This is a genomic window from Staphylococcus sp. HMSC065D05 (assembly GCF_001813195.1).
GTDB classification, from domain to species: domain Bacteria; phylum Bacillota; class Bacilli; order Staphylococcales; family Staphylococcaceae; genus Staphylococcus; species Staphylococcus epidermidis.
In genome coordinates, this window is the sequence record NZ_KV811746.1 from 316,408 (window position 1) to 337,463 (window position 21,056).

Here is a 21,056-nt window from a genome sequence, read left to right on the forward strand (position 1 = left end):
ATGAGTATGTTAATATAAGTAAGTCCGTTAAAGTGAACGTAATATCATTTTAACTTGCACGATAATTTATTCATCGAGTATTCTAGATACATAAGTAAATAATGAGGTGTTCATGTGAAGAAAACGAGTAGAATAATTGCATTCATACTCCTCGTAGCTCTACTATTCACTGGAATGGGTATGACGTATAAGAATGTAGTTAAAAATGTTAATTTAGGTCTAGATTTGCAAGGTGGTTTTGAAGTCCTCTTCCAAGTAGATCCTTTAAATAAAGGAGATAAAATTGATAAAAAAGTACTTCAGGCTACATCTCAAACATTAGAAAATCGTGTAAATGTTCTAGGTGTATCAGAACCGAAAATACAAATCGAAGATCCTAATCGAATTCGTGTACAATTAGCAGGTATTAAGGATCAAGCACAAGCGCGTAAATTATTATCGACACAAGCTAATTTAACAATTAGAGATGCTGAAGATCATGTTTTAATGTCTGGTTCAGACATTAAACAAGGCTCTGCTAAACAAGAATTTAAACAAGAAACTAATCAACCAACAGTTACATTTAAAGTAAAAAGTAAAGATAAATTTAAGAAAGTAACTGAAAAGATTTCTAAAAAACGTGACAATGTCATGGTAGTTTGGTTAGATTTCGAAAAAGGCGATAGTTACAAGAAAGAAGCTAAAAAGCAACAAGAAGGTAAAAAGCCTAAATTTATATCTGCAGCGAGTGTAGACCAACCTATTAATTCTAGTAGTGTTGAAATTTCAGGTGGCTTCAATGGTAAAAAAGGTGTTGAAGAAGCGAAACAAATAGCTGAGTTATTAAATGCCGGCTCATTACCAGTTGATTTAAAAGAAATTTACTCTAACTCTGTTGGTGCACAATTTGGTCAAGATGCTTTAGATAAGACCATGTTTGCATCAATTGTAGGTATAGCATTAATTTATTTATTTATGCTTGGTTTCTATCGTTTGCCTGGTTTAGTTGCAATCATTGCGCTAACCACTTATATTTATTTAACTTTAGTCGCATTCAATTTCATATCAGGTGTATTAACTCTACCTGGATTGGCGGCATTAGTTTTAGGTGTAGGTATGGCTGTCGATGCCAATATCATTATGTATGAACGTATTAAAGATGAACTAAGAATTGGACGCACGCTTAAACAAGCGTATTCTAAAGCAAATAAAAGTTCATTCTTAACTATATTTGATTCCAATTTAACAACTGTCATTGCTGCGGCTGTGCTTTTCTTCTTTGGAGAAAGTTCAGTCAAAGGCTTCGCAACGATGTTACTCTTAGGTATCTTAATGATATTTGTAACCGCAGTATTCTTATCAAGAGGGTTGTTATCATTACTGGTATCTTCAAACTTCTTTAAAAAACAATACTGGTTATTTGGTGTTAAGAAGAAGAATAGACATGATATTAATGAAGGTAAAGATGTACATGATTTAAAAACATCATATGAAAAGTTAAACTTTGTTAAATTAGCTAAGCCACTTATTTCACTTAGTATTTTAATTGTAATTATTGGATTGATTATCATTTCGATATTTAAATTAAACTTAGGTATTGATTTCTCATCCGGAACAAGAGCAGATATTCAATCTAAAAATGCTATAACACAAGCACAGGTTGAGAAAACTGTAAAATCAGCTAGATTAGAACCAGATCAAATACAGATTAATGGTAGTGGAAATAAAAATGCCACAGTTCAGTTTAAAAAAGATTTATCACGTGAGGAAGACAATAAATTAAGTGCTAAGGTGAAATCTGAATTTGGAGATAATCCACAAATTAATACCGTTTCACCTCTCATTGGCCAAGAACTTGCTAAAAATGCTGTAACTGCATTAATACTTGCTTCTATAGGTATTATTATCTATGTTTCACTAAGATTTGAATGGCGTATGGGCCTATCTTCTGTACTTGCATTATTACATGATGTATTTATCATCATTGCAATCTTTAGTTTGTTTAGAATAGAAGTAGATTTAACGTTTATTGCAGCAGTATTAACTATCGTTGGTTATTCAATCAATGATACGATCGTAACTTTCGACCGTGTTCGAGAAAATCTGCATAAAGTTAAAGTCATTACGCATACTGATCAAATTGATGATATAGTCAACCGCTCTATTAGACAAACTATGACACGTTCTATTAATACAGTGTTAACTGTAGTTGTAGTGGTAGTTTCAATTTTAATTTTAGGTGCACCAACAATATTTAATTTCTCTTTAGCATTGCTAATTGGATTATTATCTGGTGTATTCTCATCAATTTTCATTGCTGTACCATTATGGGGCATGTTGAAGAAACGACAGTTTAAAAAGACAAAAAATAATAAATTAATAGTGCACAAAGAGAAGAAATCTAACGATGAAAAAATCTTAGTTTAACTTCTTCACATTTTTATAATTTTAAAAGTTTACAAGCCAACCAAGGTGAATTATCTACTTTGGTTGGCTTGATTTCATGTATTAGCGTTTAATCATTAAGTTAGCAGTTAATGAAAAAACTGAACGATAAAAGTTTTGTGAAGAATTGTAACTTTATATTCTTTTAAAAAATGCAAGTACTTTTTATTTCATTAAAATTTCGGTATAATGACCTGTGGAAATGAGGACGATTATAATGATTAAATCAAAATATAATTGGGATATAACTCAACCTGACACCTTTATAAGTGAGAGTAGTAGTGATCAATTTAAACTTTCACCCATAGTAAAAAAGGTATTAGAGAGTAAAAATATTGTGGATAATCAGGAGATTCAAAATCTATTTAAAGACACTAACATTAGTCATGATTATATGTTATTAAGTGATATGCAAAAAGCGATTGATCGCATTAAATTAGCTATCGATCAAAATGAACGAATACTAGTATATGGTGACTATGATGCAGATGGTGTTACATCTACTACAATTCTAGTGTCTACTTTACGTATACTTGGCGCTCAGGTGGGGTGGTATATTCCCAATAGATTTACAGAAGGATATGGACCTAATGAATTAGCATTTAAAAATGCTTATGACGAAGGGATCTCCTTAATAATAACTGTAGATAATGGTATACAAGGACATCATGAAATAAGTACCATACAAGAATTAGGTGTAGATGTTATAGTGACAGATCATCATGAAATAGGAGAAACTTTACCTGATGCTTTTGCAATTGTACATCCGATGCATCCTAATTTTGAATATCCTTTTAAATATTTATGTGGTGCGGGTGTTGCTTATAAATTGGCCCAAGGATTGATAAAGCATCCACCTCAACATTTCATAGCATTAGCTGCCATAGGTACGATTGCAGATTTAGTATCATTAACAGATGAGAATAGATATATTGTAAAGCAAGGATTAAAGATATTAAACAGTCATACACCATCGTCCATAAAGGCTATCTTAAATCAAGCGGGTTTTAATGATGAAATAACAGAAGAAACGATTGGTTTTATTATTGGACCTCGATTAAATGCTGTTGGTAGACTAGAAGATGCATCATTAGCTGCTGAACTTTTATTGTCCGATGAATTTGAAGAGGCGGAATTTTTAGCTGAACAAGTTGAACATTTTAATCAAGAACGTAAAGATATAGTATCTAAAATTACTGATGAAGCATTGATATTAGCAGAGGAACAAATCAAACAAGGACATTTGTTTCTTTTACTTGCCAAAGAGGGTTGGCATGAGGGTGTATTAGGTATTGTTGCATCTAAAATTGTAGAAACATATGCATTACCAACATTAATTTTAAATATTGATAAAAATCAAAATCATGCCAAGGGTTCTGCGAGGTCGATTGAACAAGTTTCCATGTTTGATATTTTAAATGATCATCAACAGTTAATTGATAAGTTTGGTGGTCATCACATGGCTGCAGGAATGACGATGCCTATCGATAATATTGAACGTTTACATAAAGAGCTAAATGTGTGGATGAAGGAACTTACAGTTACCACTTCATTAGAGCCTTCAATAAAGGTGGATGCGCAACTTGAAGAAACAGAAATTAACATTAAAAATATTAAAGATATATTTCAATTAAGGCCTTTTGGTACGGACTTTAATAGTCCTCTTTTTATGGTTAGAGATTTAATTGTCAAGTCAACAAAAGGAATCGGACAGGATAATAAACATCTTAAGTTAACGCTTGGTCATTCAGGTTTAACTGCTTTATTTTGGAATCATGGACATTTAGCAAGTGAACTCGAAGCAGGTCAACCGATTCATATAATAGGAACATTGCAAATTAATGAATGGAATGGTAATCAAACACCTCAATTTATCATCAAAGATATTGCTATAGACCAATTACAAATTTTGGATTATCGTAGTAAACGTAAAAATATACAATTTAAAGAAACTGAATCAAATGTTGCCTATGTCATTCATCCGAAACTCAAAAAAAGCAATTCACATTACTATCATTATGGTGAGGCTATTGATAGACCTTATGATAAAATAGTGTTTAGAGACTTACCTAATACTATGGTTGAAATTGAACAAACTTTAGAACATTCACAAATTTCTCAACTATATTTAGTTCTGCAGCATGATAAGTCAATATATTTTGAAGGTATCCCTAGCAAGTCGCTTTTTAAAAAGTGTTACAAAGCTTTAATAAACAAAAAAGAAACTGACTTAATTAAAGAAGGTATGCTGCTTTGTGAGTACTTAAATATTAAGCCCGAAATATTAACATTCATGCTTAAAGTCTTTAAAGAATTGGAGTTTATTTACGACGAAAAGGGATTGATTAAGATAAATCCGACGCCAAATAAACAAGATATAGAAAATAGTCGTATTTACCAAATGAGACAAGCACGTATGGAAGTAGAAGAACGCCTTCTCTATGATGATTTTTTAAATATAAAAGAATGGATAATATCAAAGTTAACATAGCTTTCAGGAGGAAAAACAATGGATTTAAAACAATATGTTTCAGAAGTAAAAGATTGGCCTTCAGCAGGTGTAAGCTTTAAGGATATAACAACTATAATGGATAATGGTGAAGCTTATGGCTATGCTACGGATCAAATTGTTGAATATGCAAAAGAAAAAAATATAGATATAGTAGTTGGTCCTGAAGCCAGAGGTTTTATAATAGGGTGTCCAGTTGCTTACTCAATGGGTATTGGTTTTGCTCCAGTACGTAAAGAAGGAAAACTACCTCGAGAAGTTATTCGTTATGAATATAATTTAGAATATGGAACTAACGTATTAACTATGCATAAAGATGCGATTAAACCTGGACAACGAGTTTTAATTACTGATGATTTACTAGCTACAGGTGGAACAATTGAAGCTGCAATAAAACTTGTTGAACAATTAGGTGGTATAGTTGTAGGTATTGCGTTTATTATTGAACTTAAATATTTGAATGGAATTGATAAAATAAAAGATTATGATGTGATGAGTTTGATTTCATATGATGAATAAAAATAATAAAATTTAGATTTTTATGAGCCTGAAAAAATAATATCAGGCTCATTAATCTTTTTGAAAAGCTTAATGTATTAAAATGATTATCAATTTTATATTAGTTTATTTTATAACTACTGTGAACATCAGCTAAGTATTCATCTCTATTTATAATTGGACATTGTTTTAAATCGATATTAAATAAAATTATGTGTTTTAATTTTTTAATTGGAACCGACAACTTAAATGTAAATTTAAATGTGTGATTAAAGTTTAACATCATTTATTTATTTGTAAGTCATATTGTAGTATCATGAAACTATTATTTAGAAAATTAATAAATGAGTTTCAATTATATAGTTGAACATGATAATTTGATATATGTAGAACCTTTCTACTTTCTTAAGCTATAAATGATTTATGGTAAAATGAATACAATAACAATGAATAAGTACTTTCATGTGGTATGTTAAACATCTTTGCAACATGAGTACTAAACGAAAGTAATGAATTGAGTGGGGTGTCATTAAAGTGAATAACGAGTATCCATATAGCGCGGATGAGGTGCTTTATAAAGCTAAATCATATTTATCAACAAGTGAATATGAATATGTTCTCAAAAGTTATCATATAGCTTATGAGGCACATAAGGGTCAATTTAGAAAAAATGGCTTACCATATATTATGCACCCTATTCAAGTTGCAGGGATTTTAACAGAGATGCGTTTAGACGGACCCACTATTGTCGCTGGATTTCTACATGATGTGATTGAAGATACTTCTTATACATTTGAAGATGTTAAAGATATGTTTAATGAAGAAATTGCACGAATCGTAGACGGGGTAACTAAACTTAAAAAGGTTAAGTATCGTTCTAAGGAAGAACAACAAGCAGAAAACCATCGTAAACTATTTATTGCTATTGCTAAAGATGTACGTGTAATTTTAGTGAAGTTGGCAGATCGGCTTCATAATATGAGAACTTTAAAGGCAATGCCAAGAGAGAAGCAGGTAAGAATCTCTAAGGAAACCTTAGAAATCTATGCTCCGCTAGCACATCGACTTGGAATCAACACGATAAAGTGGGAACTTGAAGATACAGCGCTGAGATATATTGACAGTGTCCAATATTTCCGCATCGTTAATCTTATGAAGAAAAAACGTAGTGAACGCGAAGCTTACATTACAAATGCAATCAATAAAATTAAAAACGAAATGACTAAAATGAATCTTTCGGGCGAAATTAACGGTAGACCAAAACATATTTACAGTATATATCGCAAAATGATTAAACAAAAAAAGCAATTTGATCAAATATTTGATTTGCTTGCTATACGTATTATAGTTAATTCGATAAACGATTGTTATGCGACGCTTGGTTTAGTTCATACATTATGGAAACCAATGCCTGGACGTTTTAAAGATTATATAGCTATGCCTAAACAAAATATGTATCAATCACTACATACCACTGTAGTTGGACCCAATGGCGACCCTTTAGAAATACAAATTCGAACACACGAAATGCATGAAATCGCTGAACATGGTGTTGCTGCACATTGGGCTTATAAAGAAGGTAAGACAGTTAATCAAAAAACACAGGATTTTCAAAATAAGCTTAATTGGTTAAAAGAACTTGCTGAAACTGACCATACTTCTGCAGATGCGCAAGAATTTATGGAATCCTTAAAATATGATTTACAGAGCGATAAGGTATATGCATTTACACCAGCTAGTGATGTTATAGAGTTACCTTATGGTGCAGTACCAATTGATTTTGCTTATGCAATACACAGTGAAGTAGGAAATAAAATGATTGGGGCTAAGGTTAATGGTAAAATCGTACCTATAGATTATGTTCTACAAACTGGTGATATTATAGAGATTCGTACAAGTAAACACTCTTACGGTCCAAGTAGAGACTGGTTGAAAATTGTAAAATCTTCTAGTGCTAAAAGTAAAATCAAAAGTTTCTTTAAAAAACAAGATCGTTCTTCTAATATAGAAAAAGGTAAATTTATGGTAGAAGCGGAGATTAAAGAGCAAGGATTCCGTGTTGAGGATATTTTAACTGAGAAAAATTTAGAAGTCGTTAATGAAAAATATCATTTTGCAAATGATGAAGATTTGTACGCAGCTGTTGGATTCGGTGGTGTTACATCAATACAAATCGTCAATAAATTAACTGAACGACAAAGAATATTAGATAAACAAAAGGCATTAAATGAGGCGCAGGAAGTTACAAAATCTGTACCTATAAAAAAAGATATTACCACAGACAGTGGTGTATACGTTGAGGGATTAGAAAACGTCTTAATCAAGTTATCAAAATGTTGTAATCCTATACCAGGTGATGATATTGTTGGTTATATCACTAAAGGACATGGGATTAAAGTTCATCGTACAGATTGTCCAAATATAAAAAATGAAACAGATCGATTGATTTCGGTAGAGTGGGTAAAATCTAAAGATTCAACACAACAATATCAAGTCGATTTAGAGGTTACTGCATATGATAGAAATGGCTTGCTCAACGAAGTATTACAAGCTGTGAATTCTACTGCTGGAAGCTTGATTAAAGTTTCTGGGCGTTCAGACATTGATAAAAATGCTGTAATTAATATTAGCGTGATGGTAAAAAATGTCAATGATGTGTACCGTGTCGTTGAAAAAATTAAACAACTAGGTGACGTTTATACAGTATCTAGAGTTTGGAACTAGAGGTGCAAAAGAAATGAAGATAATTGTACAAAGAGTTAAAAATGCTAGAGTTACGAATGATACAATTGATAACCAAATTAATAAAGGGTATTGTTTACTTGTAGGAGTAGGTCAAAGTTCTACCGAAGAGGATGTAAAAGTCATCGCAAGAAAGATTGCTCATGCACGTCTCTTTGAAGATGAAAATGACAAATTGAATTTAAATATTCAACAAGTCGAAGGAGAAATTCTTTCAGTTTCCCAATTTACTATATACGCTGATGTTAAAAAGGGAAATAGACCTGGATTCTCAAATTCTAAAGCTCCAGAACAAGCTAAAGACTTATATCAAAAATTTAATAAAGAATTAGAAGGTTATGGCTTAATTGTCAAAACAGGTGAGTTTGGAACACATATGAATGTAGAAATTCATAACGATGGACCTGTCACATTGATCTATGAATCGCAGGATGGGAAAATAATATGAAGAAAATAGATTCATGGCTAACTAAACATGGTCTAAAAAATCGACTTACGCTTGTAGTAATTGCAATTTTTATTATATTTTTAATTTTACTTTTTATGTTTGTTAATTTAAGCGATGAAGATACAGGTCAAATTACTATAACTGATAATGCTGAGTTAAGAACAGGACCTAATGCCGCCTATCCTGTTATATATAAAATAGATAAAGGCGAAAGTTTTAAGAAAATAGATCGAAAAGGGAAATGGATTGAAGTTCAAAATCACGCTGGCACTGAGAAAGGCTGGGTTGCTGGTTGGCACACGAATTTGAACATTCCTGCTGATCAATCACTTTCGTCAAACCCTCTAAAAGGAAAAACAATTGTACTTGACCCTGGTCACGGTGGAAGTGACCAGGGTGCCTCAAGTAGTACGCCATCTAAAAGTCTCGAAAAAAATTACACGCTTAAAACTGCTAAAGAATTGAAAAAGTTATTAAACAAGGAAGGTGCTCATGTAAAAATGACTCGTTCCAATGATAAATATGTGTCCCTGGATGATAGAAATATAAAGGGTGACGCATTTATTAGTATACATAATGATGCGCTTGATTCTTCAAATGCCAATGGAGTAACTGTTTATTGGTTTAAAGACAAGCAAGAATCACTTGCACAAACTTTAAATTCTGCAATTCAAAAGAAGGCATTATTGACAAATCGAGGTTCTAGACAACAAAATTATCAAGTGTTGAGACAGACAGATATACCAGCAGTACTGTTAGAGTTAGGCTATATAAGTAACCCTACTGACGAATCTATGATTAATGATCAATTACATAGACAGGTGGTTGAACAAGCTATTGTTGATGGTCTAAAACAATATTTCTCATCCTAGACCTTGCAAATTATTCTAAAAATCGTTATCATTATTGATGAACTTTATAAATAAAACCGATATGATTCTTGAAATTTTAAATGAAGTAGGTAGCATTTAATGCGTAGAAATACAATCCCTGGCTGTAAGATTGTACTTAGTAATTTAAAAATTTGAACGCAAGAAGAGGTACTTTTAATTAAAAGTCGGATGGCGCACGTTAAGCGTTTTGAGTGGATTGTGCTTTTATAAGTATAATCAAATAGGGTGGCAACACGGTGAATCGTCCCTTGTATAGTTTTGTACTATACAAGGGACTTTTTAATTTTTTATAACCCATATGAAAATGAAAGACTATTTTAATCTTTTTTAATAATAAAGGAGAGAGTTTTATGATTAAGATGCCGAGAGGTACCCAAGATATCTTGCCGCAAGATTCTGCTAAATGGCGTTACATTGAAAATCGATTACACACATTAATGGAATTGTATAATTATAAAGAAATAAGAACGCCAATTTTTGAAAGTACTGAACTTTTTGCAAGAGGCGTGGGGGATTCTACTGACGTTGTTCAAAAGGAAATGTATACATTTAAAGATAAAGGAGGTCGTAGTTTAACGTTACGTCCTGAAGGAACTGCAGCCGTTGTACGTTCATATATTGAACATAAAATGCAAGGTGAACCCAATCAACCTATCAAACTTTACTACAATGGTCCTATGTTTAGATATGAACGTAAACAAAAAGGAAGATATCGCCAATTTAACCAATTTGGTGTCGAAGCAATAGGAGCGGAAAACCCTAGTATTGATGCTGAAATACTCGCTATGGTTATGCATATTTATGAGTCTTTCGGATTAAAACACTTAAAGTTAGTTATCAATAGTATTGGAGATAGTGAGTCACGTAAAGAATATAACGAAGCATTAGTAAAACATTTTGAACCTGTAATTGATACATTTTGTTCAGATTGTCAATCAAGATTACACACTAATCCTATGAGAATTTTAGATTGTAAAATCGATAGAGATAAAGAAGCAGTAAAAAATGCACCCTGTATCACAGATTATCTCAATAATGATTCTAAATCTTATTATGAACAAGTTAAATTACATCTTGATAATTTGAACATATCTTATGTTGAAGATCCTAACTTAGTTCGTGGATTAGATTATTATACTCATACTGCCTTTGAATTAATGATTGATAATCCAGAATACGATGGTGCTATCACTACATTATGTGGTGGCGGTCGATATAATGGATTGTTACAATTATTAGATGGTCCAGATGAAACAGGTATTGGATTTGCACTAAGTATTGAAAGATTATTAATGGCACTTGATGAAGAAGGTATTTCATTAGATGTAAGGGAAGATTTTGATTTATTTGTTGTGACAATGGGAGAAGATGCCGATCGTTATGCTGTTAAGTTAATCAATGATTTAAGAAGAAATGGAATAAGGGTAGATAAGGATTATCTAAACAGAAAAATTAAAGGACAAATGAAACAAGCTGATCGTCTTAATGCTAAATATACTGTAGTAATTGGAGATCAAGAACTTGAAAATAATGAAATTGGTGTGAAAAACATGATTTCAGGTGAAACAGAAAATGTGCAATTAGATGAATTAATTAACTATTTTAAAAATAGAAAGGAAGTCTAAAAATGAATAAAAGAACAACGTATTGTGGTTTAGTCACAGAAGAATTTTTAAACGAAAAAGTAACATTAAAAGGTTGGGTTCATAACAGACGCGATTTAGGTGGATTAATTTTTGTTGATTTAAGAGATCGTGAAGGTATTGTCCAAATAGTTTTTAATCCTGACTTTTCAGAAGAAGCATTGCAAGTTGCTGAAACAGTACGCTCAGAATATGTAGTCGAAGTTCAAGGTGTAGTAACAAAACGTGATGCTGAAACTATTAATCCAAAAATCAAAACAGGTCAAGTTGAGGTTCAAGTTTCAAATATTGAGATTATTAACAAATCAGAAACACCTCCATTTTCAATTAATGAAGAAAATGTAAACGTTGATGAAAATATTCGATTAAAATATAGATATTTAGATTTGCGTAGACAAGAATTAGCACAAACTTTTAAAATGAGACATCAAACTACGCGTTCTATCCGTCAATACTTAGATAATAATGGGTTCTTCGATATTGAAACACCAGTATTAACAAAATCAACACCTGAGGGTGCGCGAGATTATTTAGTACCTTCCCGTGTACACGAGGGTGAATTTTACGCGTTGCCACAATCACCACAATTATTTAAACAACTATTAATGATAAGTGGTTTTGACAAATATTATCAAATTGTTAAATGTTTCCGCGATGAAGACTTACGTGCAGATCGCCAACCAGAATTCACTCAAGTTGATATTGAAATGAGTTTTGTCGATCAAGAAGATATCATAGCCATGGGTGAAGATATGTTACGTAAAGTTGTTAAAGATGTAAAAGGAATAGACGTTAGTGGGCCTTTCCCACGTATGACATATGCAGAGGCTATGGATCGTTATGGTTCAGATAAACCTGACACTCGTTTCGGTATGGAACTTATCAATGTGTCACAGCTTGGTAAAGAAATGAATTTTAAAGTTTTTAAAGATACTGTAGACAACAACGGCGAAATTAAAGCAATTGTCGCAAAAGACGCTGCAGATAAATATACACGTAAAGACATGGATGCATTAACAGAGTTTGTAAATATATATGGTGCAAAAGGATTAGCTTGGGTTAAAGTTGTTGATGATGGTTTAAGTGGCCCAATTGCTAGATTTTTCGAAGATGCTAATGTTGAAACACTTAAACAATTAACAGAAGCTAAACCTGGAGATTTAGTAATGTTTGTAGCTGATAAACCTAATGTTGTTGCTCAAAGTTTAGGGGCTTTAAGAATTAAGTTAGCAAAAGAATTAGGTTTAATTGATGAATCAAAATTAAATTTCTTATGGGTAACTGATTGGCCGTTATTAGAGTATGATGAAGATGCAAAACGTTATGTAGCTGCACATCATCCATTTACTTCACCTAAAAGAGAAGATATCGAAAAGCTAGACACAGAACCTGAAAATGTACAAGCTAACGCTTATGATATTGTTCTAAATGGTTATGAACTTGGTGGTGGTTCTATAAGAATACACGATGGTGAATTGCAACAAAAAATGTTTGAAGTTTTAGGATTTACTAATGAACAAGCTCAAGAACAATTTGGTTTCTTATTAGATGCCTTTAAATACGGTGCTCCACCTCATGGTGGTATTGCGTTAGGATTAGATAGACTTGTGATGTTATTAACAAATAGAACAAACTTAAGAGATACAATTGCATTCCCTAAAACAGCATCAGCTACATGTCTTTTAACTGACGCTCCAGGAGAAGTATCTGATAAACAACTCCAAGAACTCTCACTAAGAATCAGACACTAGGGCCCCAACAAAGAGAATTTCACAAAGAAATTCAACAGACAAAGCAAGTTGGGACTAGGGCCTTAATTTAATGGTTCTTAAGAGATTGGCACAGAGAGGTCAATCGTAAGAAATGAATGTAAAACAACGATGAGTAAGATAATTAATCAGACATTATATTCTAATTTTGGAACTAGTTTAGAATTCATGAAAAATTAATACACATTTGAGCTAAATGATAAGTCTTTAAAATTTACTTCTCTTTTTAAATTGTGGTATGATAATTTCATAAGATAGTCATCTGTGGTGTTCGTAAGTTTGCTTTTTATTTGGGCCTAACACTCTTTGATCAGGGAGCCCAATAGGTTTTCTCGCAGCGCACACGCCTCTATAGGAGGACTTGCAAAACGAGAAACAGGGCACCCACCTGTATATAGCAGGCCGAATGATCAAGCTATTTATAACTACGGCATCAACGGACTCTATCGGTACGCAAGACTTTTGTCTTGCGTATTTTTGTGTAAATAATTATAAAGAGGCATAGATATAATGAATTGGAATTAAAGGAGCTAAAGATGAAACATCAATTTTCAAGGAACGAATTAGCAATAGGACAAGAAGGGCTGGACTTACTAAAAAATAAGACTGTTGCAGTTTTAGGCGTTGGCGGCGTCGGGTCATTTGCAGCTGAAGCATTAGCTCGGACTAATATTGGGCACATCATACTTATAGATAAAGATGATGTCGATATTACAAATGTGAACAGGCAAATCCATGCACTGACATCAACTATTGGTCAAAGTAAAGTCACGCTAATGGAAGAAAGAATCAAATTAATAAATCCTGATTGTAAAGTTACTTCTTTGCATATGTTTTATACTGAGGAAACATACAAAGATATTTTTAATAATTATGATATTGATTATTTTATTGATGCGAGCGATACAATCATTTATAAAGTTCATCTCATGAAAGAGTGTTTAGAAAGAGGAATTGAGTTAATTTCAAGTATGGGTGCAGCAAATAAGACTGATCCGACACGTTTTGAAATTGCAGATATTTCAAAGACACATACTGATCCTATGGCTAAAGTAATTAGAAATCGTTTGAAACGTCTTGGTATTCGTAAGGGTGTTAAAGTAGTATTTTCTGATGAAAGTCCTATTGTTATACGCGAGGACGTAAAAGAAACAGTAGGAGATAAAAATGCAATCAATAGAAAAGGGCAAATGCCTCCATCTTCTAATGCATTTGTTCCAAGTGTAGTAGGCCTTATTTGTGCAAGCTACGTTGTCAATGATATTTTAAAAGATATACCTGTAAGGCGAATTAAAGATAAAGGACTAAATTAAAGTCATCTATCTCATTGCAAGAAAAATACTATCTTCTATTTTTTGTAAAATTTGATTCATAGTTTAAATAAATCTACAATAACTTATTGTAAAAACCTGGGACATTACCATTGTCCCAGGTTTTTTGCAACTAACATATTAATCTTCGCTACATATTTTCAATGAATATAATTATGTTTTATTTCGTAAATTATCGTAAATTGTTTTAAATTGTTGTTCGCTTTTTGATGTGGTTTTTGGTTCATAATACACTCTGTTTTTTAATTTTTCTGGTAAGTACTGTTGTACAACATGACCATTTTCATAGTTATGAGGATATTTGTAACCTATAGCCCGTCCTAACTTTTTAGCGCCTGAATAATGACCGTCTTTCAGATAATCTGGTATTTGACCTATATGTCCATTTCTTATATCTCCAAGAGCTTTATCTATTGCTGTGATACCAGAATTTGATTTAGGTGATAAGCATAATTCTATTACCGCTTGACTAAGGGGAATTCGTGCTTCTGGAAAACCTAGACGTTCAGCTGATTGTATCGCTGCTAAAGTCCTCTGACCTGCATTAGGTGATGCTAACCCAACATCTTCATAACTAATTACAAGTAATCGACGTACGATTGTAGGTAAGTCACCAGCTTCAATTAGACGTGCTAAGTAGTGGAGTGCTGCATTGACATCACTACCTCTAATTGATTTTTGAAAAGCACTCATGACATCGTAATGCATGTCGCCATCTTTATCGCTTACAAAAGCACCTTTTTGTAAGCAATCTTTTGCGTCATCTAAAGTAATATGTCTTTCGTTTTGTTCATCAATATGAGCACTTAGTACAGCTAATTCCAAAGCGTTTAATGAACTTCTAACATCGCCTTGGCTTTGCGTTGAAAAATATTCGATAGCATCTTCATCTACAATAGGATGATAAGTACTTAAACCCCTTTCCTTATCATTTATAGCTCTATCTAATGCCAATCTTATATCATCTTGATTTAATGGGTAAAGCTCAAATATTTGTGCTCTAGATCGTATCGCTGGATTTATCGCATGATAAGGATTTGAAGTTGTTGCACCGATTAATACAATTTTACCATTTTCAAGATGAGGTAATAAAAAATCTTGTTTAGCTTTGTCTAAACGATGAATTTCATCTAATAGTAAGATAACTTGTCCTGACATCTTCGCTTCTTCGACAACTAACTGCATATCTTTCTTTGTATTAGTTACGGCATTTAATTGTCTGAATTTAAATTGTGTACTTCCTGAAATTGCTTTTGCAATACTTGTTTTACCAATTCCAGGTGGACCATAAAAAATCATAGAAGAAAGACGTTTAGTATCTACCATCCTTCTTATTATACCTTTCGGACCAACCAGGTGCTGTTGAGATATAATTTCATCTATATTTTTCGGTCTCATTCGAGAGGCTAATGGTTCTGTACTCACATTTTTCACACCTTTCTAATATTATATTAACGTAAAAAATGATAGAATGGTAACAGATACTATTCGAATTAAGTGAGGTTATACAATGAAAATATCAACAAAAGGGAGATACGGATTAACATTGATGATATCTCTTGCTAAAAGAGAAGGTCAAGGTTGTGTATCACTAAAAACAATTGCTGAAGAAAATAAACTAAGTGATTTATATCTTGAACAATTAGTAGGCCCTTTAAGAAATGCTGGATTAATTCGAAGCGTTCGAGGTGCTAAAGGTGGTTATCAACTTAGAGTTCCATCAGAAGAAATTACTGCAGGAGATATTATCCGATTACTAGAAGGACCGATTACGTTTGTAGAGAGTATTGATTCAGAACCGCCTGCACAAAAGCAACTATGGATTAGAATGAGAGACGCTGTAAGAGATGTTTTAGATCATACTACATTAAAATATCTTGCAGATTACAAAGATACGAATGAAGACTTAGATGGTTATATGTTCTATATTTAAATTTTTATAGTGGTTAAATAGATATATAGATATGACCATTTATTATTTACTCGTAAAAATTTTGCCTACAATGTTTAACTAATATTTTTTGAGGTTATAACAAAACATAGCAATCATGGATTCACATTTTTAATCCATTTTATTGTTGCTATAAATAAACTTTTATAACTGAGAGGAGTAAATTTTATGGGTTTTATGGATAAAGCTAAAGAAGCTGCTGAAAAATTTAAAGATAGTGATAACGAACAAGTTAACAAAGTAAAAGATAAAATAAATGAATATACAGGTGGCGAAGACAACAAAGATAAAAACGACAAAAAGGATAAATAAAAAAAGCCCCTAAATGATTTTAAAAGGTTAAATAGCTACCAACACAGTTTGAAACAGTGTTGGTAGCTATTAATTTTTTAATACAAAATGATTTATATATAAAGTTATGAAAATCATATTTAACTTATTAAAATTCATCAAAAGAGTGAGACAATATTGAATGTCTAACCCTCAGTAAACATTGGTAAGGTGTTAACATTTTACTATGATTTAATTGCACGTTCTAATCTTCGATATGATTCTATTTGTTTGTCTTGATCATAGATATAACTAATTGCCATGAGTTCATCGATATCGCCGTATTCTTTTATGAACGATTCAAGTTTTTGTTTAACTGTATCTTCAGATCCTATAAGTGAACCTTTTAAACGTTGTTGCGCTAATTCATATTCGCGCGGTGTTAATAGTGCCTTTAAATCATCTGTTGGTGGTTGGACAGGTTGCATTTTTCCTCGTGTTATACTCACCATTATTTGAGACGTCGTAGTTGCTAAATATTCTGCTTGTTCATCAGAGTCTGACACAATTGTATTTAAACAAACAATTACATAAGGTTTATCTAGTACTTCTGAAGGTTCAAATAATTCTCTATAAATTTGTAGTGCTTCCTTCATTTGTTGTGGAGCAAAATGTCCTGCAAAAACATATGGTAACCCTTTACGTGCAGCTAAATGTGCAGAATCTGTAGATGAACCTAAAATATACATTGGGACATTTTTATTTACCGCAGGATAAGCACGTACATATGCTTGTTGATGACCCGGTCCAAAATATTGTTGCAGTTGTTCAACTTCTTCAGGAAATTGATAAACACCATTATGCTGATCTCTTCTTAATGCGCTCGCAGTCATCATATCTGTACCAGGAGCACGTCCTAATCCTAAGTCCACACGTTGAGGGAATAATGTTTCTAATGTCCCAAATTGTTCTGCTACGACTAATGGTGCATGATTCGGTAACATTATGCCTCCAGAACCTACTTTGATAGAATGAGTATGTTCTAATGTATGTTGAATTAATAGAGAAGTAGCTGAACTAACTAAATTTGGAGCATTATGATGCTCTGCAATCCAGTATCGCTCATAATCTAAGTCATCTAATGCTTGAGCGAGTGTAACCATGTCGTTAATTGCATCTTTATCTTCTTGACCTTCACGTATAGGTACTAAGTTTAATGCAGATAATTTTATATTTTTCATACAAAATGCTTCCTTTCCATTATTAATAATAGTTGAAGTATAACAATCATTTTCGATTTTCAATATTGAATTGCTCAAATTATTTTAACTTTATATACAAAAATGTTATTCGATAAATTGGTAGGTTAGATGTTAAAATTTAAATGACTTACATTTTCTTTCATTGGAAAAACAGAAAAGTAGAAATAAATAAATAATGGTGCTATTATAGGAACATTGATAATTTGACAAGGAGTGTCCAAACATGGAAGTATACGCAGATTATGCTGCGACTACGCCAGTAAAACAAGAAGTAATAGATGCTATGATGGAAATATATCAATCTCATTTTGGTAATCCATCGTCAATACATTCTATTGGTAGAGATGCGCGTAAATATCTTGACCAGTCACGTCGTACAGTTGCACAATTGTTGGGAGCGAATCCAAATGAAGTAATATTTACAAGTGGTGCAACAGAATCAAATAATACTGCTATAAAAGGATTAGTGAAAGCGAATGAACAATTAGGTAATCATATTATTACCACGAAAATTGAACACCACTCAGTATTACATGTATATGAGCAACTTGAAAAAGAAGGTTATGATGTTACGTATCTAGATGTAGATGATACTGGTGCAGTTGATTTAGACCAATTAAAAGAAACAATTAATGATAGAACAATTTTAGTATCAATTATGTTTGTAAATAATGAGATTGGAACAGTACAAAATATTTATGATATTGAAGATATTATTGCAGACACTCATGCATTATTCCATGTTGATGCTGTTCAAGCCATTGGACATTTAGATTTAGATTTTCATAATTTTAAAATTGATACGATGAGTATTTCAGCACACAAATTTGGTGGTCCTAAAGGTGTTGGTTTGCTATTAGTAAAAGAGTATACACCAATAGCATATAATCAACTTGGTGGTGAACAAGAAACCAAACGTCGAGCAGGTACAGAAAATTTACCTCAAATTGTAGGATTAACAAAGGCACTTGAATTAGCTATAACTAATCAAGATGCAAATAATGTTCATTTAATGAATTTAAAAGAATTATTTTTAGTTCAGTTACAGGAAAGGGCAATTCCGTTTGAATTAAACGGTTCGATGACAGATTCAACGGGGCATATTTTAAATATTTATTTTCCATTTATAGATGTTGAAACAATGTTAACATTACTAGATTTAGCCCATGTATATGTATCTTCAGGTTCTGCTTGTACAGCAGGTTCTACGACACCATCTCATGTACTCGCAGCTATGTTTGAAGATGAAGAACGAGCAAAACATTCAGTACGTTTTAGCTTTAATGAACAAACAACACCACAAGAAATTAAATATATAGTAGCTGAAATTCATAAAATCTATCATAAATTTAAGGAGGAATCATAGTGTCTAACAAAGATATACGCGTAGTTGTGGGCATGTCTGGTGGAGTGGATAGCTCTGTTACTGCATACTTGTTGAAAGAACAAGGTTATGATGTAATAGGTATATTTATGAAAAATTGGGACGATACTGATGAAAATGGAGTGTGTACAGCCACTGAGGATTATAATGACGTGATTGCAGTATGTAATCAAATTGGCATCCCATACTACGCTGTTAATTTTGAAGAACAGTATTGGGATAAAGTATTTACTTATTTTCTTGATGAATATAAAAAAGGTCGTACACCTAACCCTGATGTAATGTGTAATAAAGAAATTAAATTTAAAGCATTTTTAGAACATGCTTTAAAATTAGGGGCTGATTATGTCGCTACAGGTCATTATGCACGTATACGTCGTCATGAGGATGGGCATGTTGAAATGCTAAGAGGTGTTGACAATAATAAAGATCAAACTTACTTTTTAAATCAATTATCCCAAGAACAACTATCCAAAGTCATGTTCCCAATTGGAGATATTGAAAAAAGTGAAGTAAGACGTATTGCAGAAGAGCAAAATTTAGCTACTGCCAAGAAAAAAGACTCAACAGGTATTTGTTTTATCGGTGAAAGAAACTTTAAAGAATTTTTATCACAATACTTACCAGCTCAATCTGGTGAAATGTTGACATTGAACGGAAAAAAAATGGGACAGCATAGCGGATTGATGTATTATACAATTGGTCAACGCCACGGCTTAGGCATCGGTGGAGATGGAGATCCATGGTTTGTTGTTGGTAAAAATTTAAATGATAACATATTATATGTTGAACAAGGATTCCATCATGATGCACTTTATAGTGATTATCTTATAGCTTCTGATTTTTCATTTGTTAATCCAAGTGAAATTGATTTGGAAAAAGGTTTTGAATGTACAGCTAAATTCCGTTATCGCCAAAAAGATACTAAAGTTTATGTTCAACGCGAAAACGAGAATTCCATTAGAGTAACTTTTGCTGAACCAGTAAGAGCAATCACACCTGGTCAAGCAGTTGTCTTCTATAATCAAGAAGTATGTTTAGGTGGCGCTACAATTGATGATGTTTATAAAAACGAAGGTCAATTAAGTTACGTCGTATAAATTGCTTATACCGTTAATTCATGAGAAATTCTTGTATTAACGGTTTTTTTATGACTTGTTTTTTAATAAAAAATATATAAATAAAGAAAAATTGACTTAAATGTCCTGAAAATACATATTTCAATAATCATGTTATAATCGTGTAGAAATGAGGGAGAAAAAATGCACGAACAAAGTAAGATATACCAAAACATTAAAGATGGTAAATTAGATACCGCTTTGAAAGACTTGTTTGAAAATATAGAAGAAAATCCAGCCATTGTTGAAAATTATATTAACGCAGGTATTGTATTATCAGATGTTGGAGAAATTGAAAAAGCAGAACGTTTTTTTCAAAAGGCATTAACTATTGAACCTGAAAATGGTGCTGTTTACTATAACTTGGCGAATATTTATTATAATGAAGAACGTTATAACGAAGCAATAAAACTATATCAAACTGCACTACAATATGAAGTTGCGAAAAAAGATTGTAATTATATGATTGGTATGTCATTTAATCAACTAGGTGCTTTTAAAGAAGCTTTACCATTTTTAATGACTGCAGCTGAATTGGACGATGATAGAGATTTAGAAGTACGATTTCAATATGGTTTAGTACTATGTCAACTCGAAATGTTTGATGAAGCAATTAAACAATTAAATAAGGTTCTTTCTATCGATTCACAACATGTAGATGGTATATATAATCTTGGTTTAGCAACATATATGAAAAATGAAGATTTAGATGAAGCAATTGCATATTTTGAACAAGCAATATCAATTGATGAAAAACATTTACTTAGCCAACATGCATTAAAGACATTCAAAACTATGAAAGAGGAGGAATAAT

General features: G+C 32.2%; 16 protein-coding genes and 1 other RNA gene. 15 read left to right on the forward strand and 2 right to left on the reverse strand.

Annotation, left to right across the window (positions count from 1 at the left end; all coding sequences use genetic code 11):
• Positions 1-114 precede the first annotated feature (114 nt).
• The 10 genes from secDF (at position 115) to HMPREF2897_RS06565 (ending at position 14,239) form a co-directional block, all read left to right on the forward strand.
• Positions 115-2,406, forward strand: a complete 2,292-nt coding sequence (secDF, locus tag HMPREF2897_RS06520; protein WP_070592827.1) for a protein translocase subunit SecDF — start codon at positions 115-117, stop codon at positions 2,404-2,406.
• Positions 2,407-2,641: 235 nt separating this feature from the next.
• A complete protein-coding gene (gene recJ / locus HMPREF2897_RS06525; RefSeq protein ID WP_002446616.1) occupies positions 2,642-4,915 on the forward strand; it encodes a single-stranded-DNA-specific exonuclease RecJ in 2,274 nt (757 codons plus the stop codon).
• 18 nt (positions 4,916-4,933) lie between these two features.
• Positions 4,934-5,452 (forward strand): adenine phosphoribosyltransferase, encoded by a 519-nt coding sequence (locus HMPREF2897_RS06530; RefSeq protein WP_001832698.1) that lies wholly within the window; start codon positions 4,934-4,936, stop codon positions 5,450-5,452.
• Positions 5,453-5,965: 513 nt separating this feature from the next.
• Positions 5,966-8,155: a RelA/SpoT family protein gene (locus HMPREF2897_RS06535; protein WP_001832683.1), complete on the forward strand. Its 2,190-nt coding sequence runs from the start codon at positions 5,966-5,968 to the stop codon at positions 8,153-8,155.
• Between the two features lie 13 nt (positions 8,156-8,168).
• Positions 8,169-8,621, forward strand: a complete 453-nt coding sequence (gene dtd / locus HMPREF2897_RS06540; protein WP_002457781.1) for a D-aminoacyl-tRNA deacylase — start codon at positions 8,169-8,171, stop codon at positions 8,619-8,621.
• Positions 8,618-9,493: an N-acetylmuramoyl-L-alanine amidase family protein gene (locus HMPREF2897_RS06545; protein WP_002446614.1), complete on the forward strand. Its 876-nt coding sequence runs from the start codon at positions 8,618-8,620 to the stop codon at positions 9,491-9,493. The genes dtd and HMPREF2897_RS06545 overlap by 4 nt, the downstream gene beginning before the upstream one ends.
• 371 nt (positions 9,494-9,864) lie before the next feature.
• A complete protein-coding gene (gene hisS / locus HMPREF2897_RS06550; RefSeq protein WP_070592828.1) occupies positions 9,865-11,139 on the forward strand; it encodes a histidine--tRNA ligase in 1,275 nt (424 codons plus the stop codon).
• A gap of 2 nt (positions 11,140-11,141) precedes the next feature.
• Positions 11,142-12,908, forward strand: coding sequence for an aspartate--tRNA ligase (gene aspS, locus HMPREF2897_RS06555; protein ID WP_002446612.1), 1,767 nt, complete (start codon positions 11,142-11,144; stop codon positions 12,906-12,908).
• Between the two features lie 274 nt (positions 12,909-13,182).
• Positions 13,183-13,373: non-coding RNA, 6S RNA (gene ssrS / locus HMPREF2897_RS06560), on the forward strand.
• An 89-nt stretch (positions 13,374-13,462) separates the two neighbouring features.
• Positions 13,463-14,239 (forward strand): tRNA threonylcarbamoyladenosine dehydratase, encoded by a 777-nt coding sequence (locus HMPREF2897_RS06565; protein ID WP_002475155.1) that lies wholly within the window; start codon positions 13,463-13,465, stop codon positions 14,237-14,239.
• A 171-nt stretch (positions 14,240-14,410) separates the two neighbouring features.
• Here the strand turns inward: HMPREF2897_RS06565 and HMPREF2897_RS06570 are convergent, their stop codons facing one another.
• Positions 14,411-15,682: a replication-associated recombination protein A gene (locus HMPREF2897_RS06570; protein ID WP_070592829.1), complete on the reverse strand. Its 1,272-nt coding sequence runs from the start codon at positions 15,680-15,682 to the stop codon at positions 14,411-14,413.
• An 85-nt stretch (positions 15,683-15,767) separates the two neighbouring features.
• Here HMPREF2897_RS06570 and cymR point away from each other — a divergent pair, with 85 nt between their 5' ends.
• A complete protein-coding gene (gene cymR / locus HMPREF2897_RS06575; protein WP_002446609.1) occupies positions 15,768-16,190 on the forward strand; it encodes a cysteine metabolism transcriptional regulator CymR in 423 nt (140 codons plus the stop codon).
• A 186-nt stretch (positions 16,191-16,376) separates the two neighbouring features.
• The gene (locus HMPREF2897_RS06580) at positions 16,377-16,520 is read left to right on the forward strand and encodes an SAS049 family protein (RefSeq protein ID WP_002446608.1); all 144 of its coding nucleotides are present in this window, start codon (positions 16,377-16,379) and stop codon (positions 16,518-16,520) included.
• A 203-nt stretch (positions 16,521-16,723) separates the two neighbouring features.
• Here the strand turns inward: HMPREF2897_RS06580 and HMPREF2897_RS06585 are convergent, their stop codons facing one another.
• On the reverse strand, positions 16,724-17,719 hold the full coding sequence (locus HMPREF2897_RS06585; RefSeq protein ID WP_070592830.1) for an LLM class flavin-dependent oxidoreductase: 996 nt from the start codon (positions 17,717-17,719) through the stop codon (positions 16,724-16,726).
• 244 nt (positions 17,720-17,963) lie between these two features.
• Between HMPREF2897_RS06585 and HMPREF2897_RS06590 the strand changes: the two genes are divergently transcribed.
• The 3 genes from HMPREF2897_RS06590 to HMPREF2897_RS06600 all read left to right on the forward strand — a co-directional run bounded on the left by HMPREF2897_RS06590 (position 17,964) and on the right by HMPREF2897_RS06600 (position 21,055).
• A complete protein-coding gene (locus HMPREF2897_RS06590; RefSeq protein WP_002446606.1) occupies positions 17,964-19,106 on the forward strand; it encodes a cysteine desulfurase family protein in 1,143 nt (380 codons plus the stop codon).
• Positions 19,106-20,224 (forward strand): tRNA 2-thiouridine(34) synthase MnmA, encoded by a 1,119-nt coding sequence (gene mnmA, locus HMPREF2897_RS06595; protein ID WP_002475161.1) that lies wholly within the window; start codon positions 19,106-19,108, stop codon positions 20,222-20,224. Before HMPREF2897_RS06590 ends, mnmA begins: the two co-directional genes overlap by 1 nt.
• A 162-nt stretch (positions 20,225-20,386) precedes the next feature.
• A complete protein-coding gene (locus HMPREF2897_RS06600) occupies positions 20,387-21,055 on the forward strand; it encodes a tetratricopeptide repeat protein (protein WP_070592831.1) in 669 nt (222 codons plus the stop codon).
• Position 21,056 lies beyond the last annotated feature (1 nt).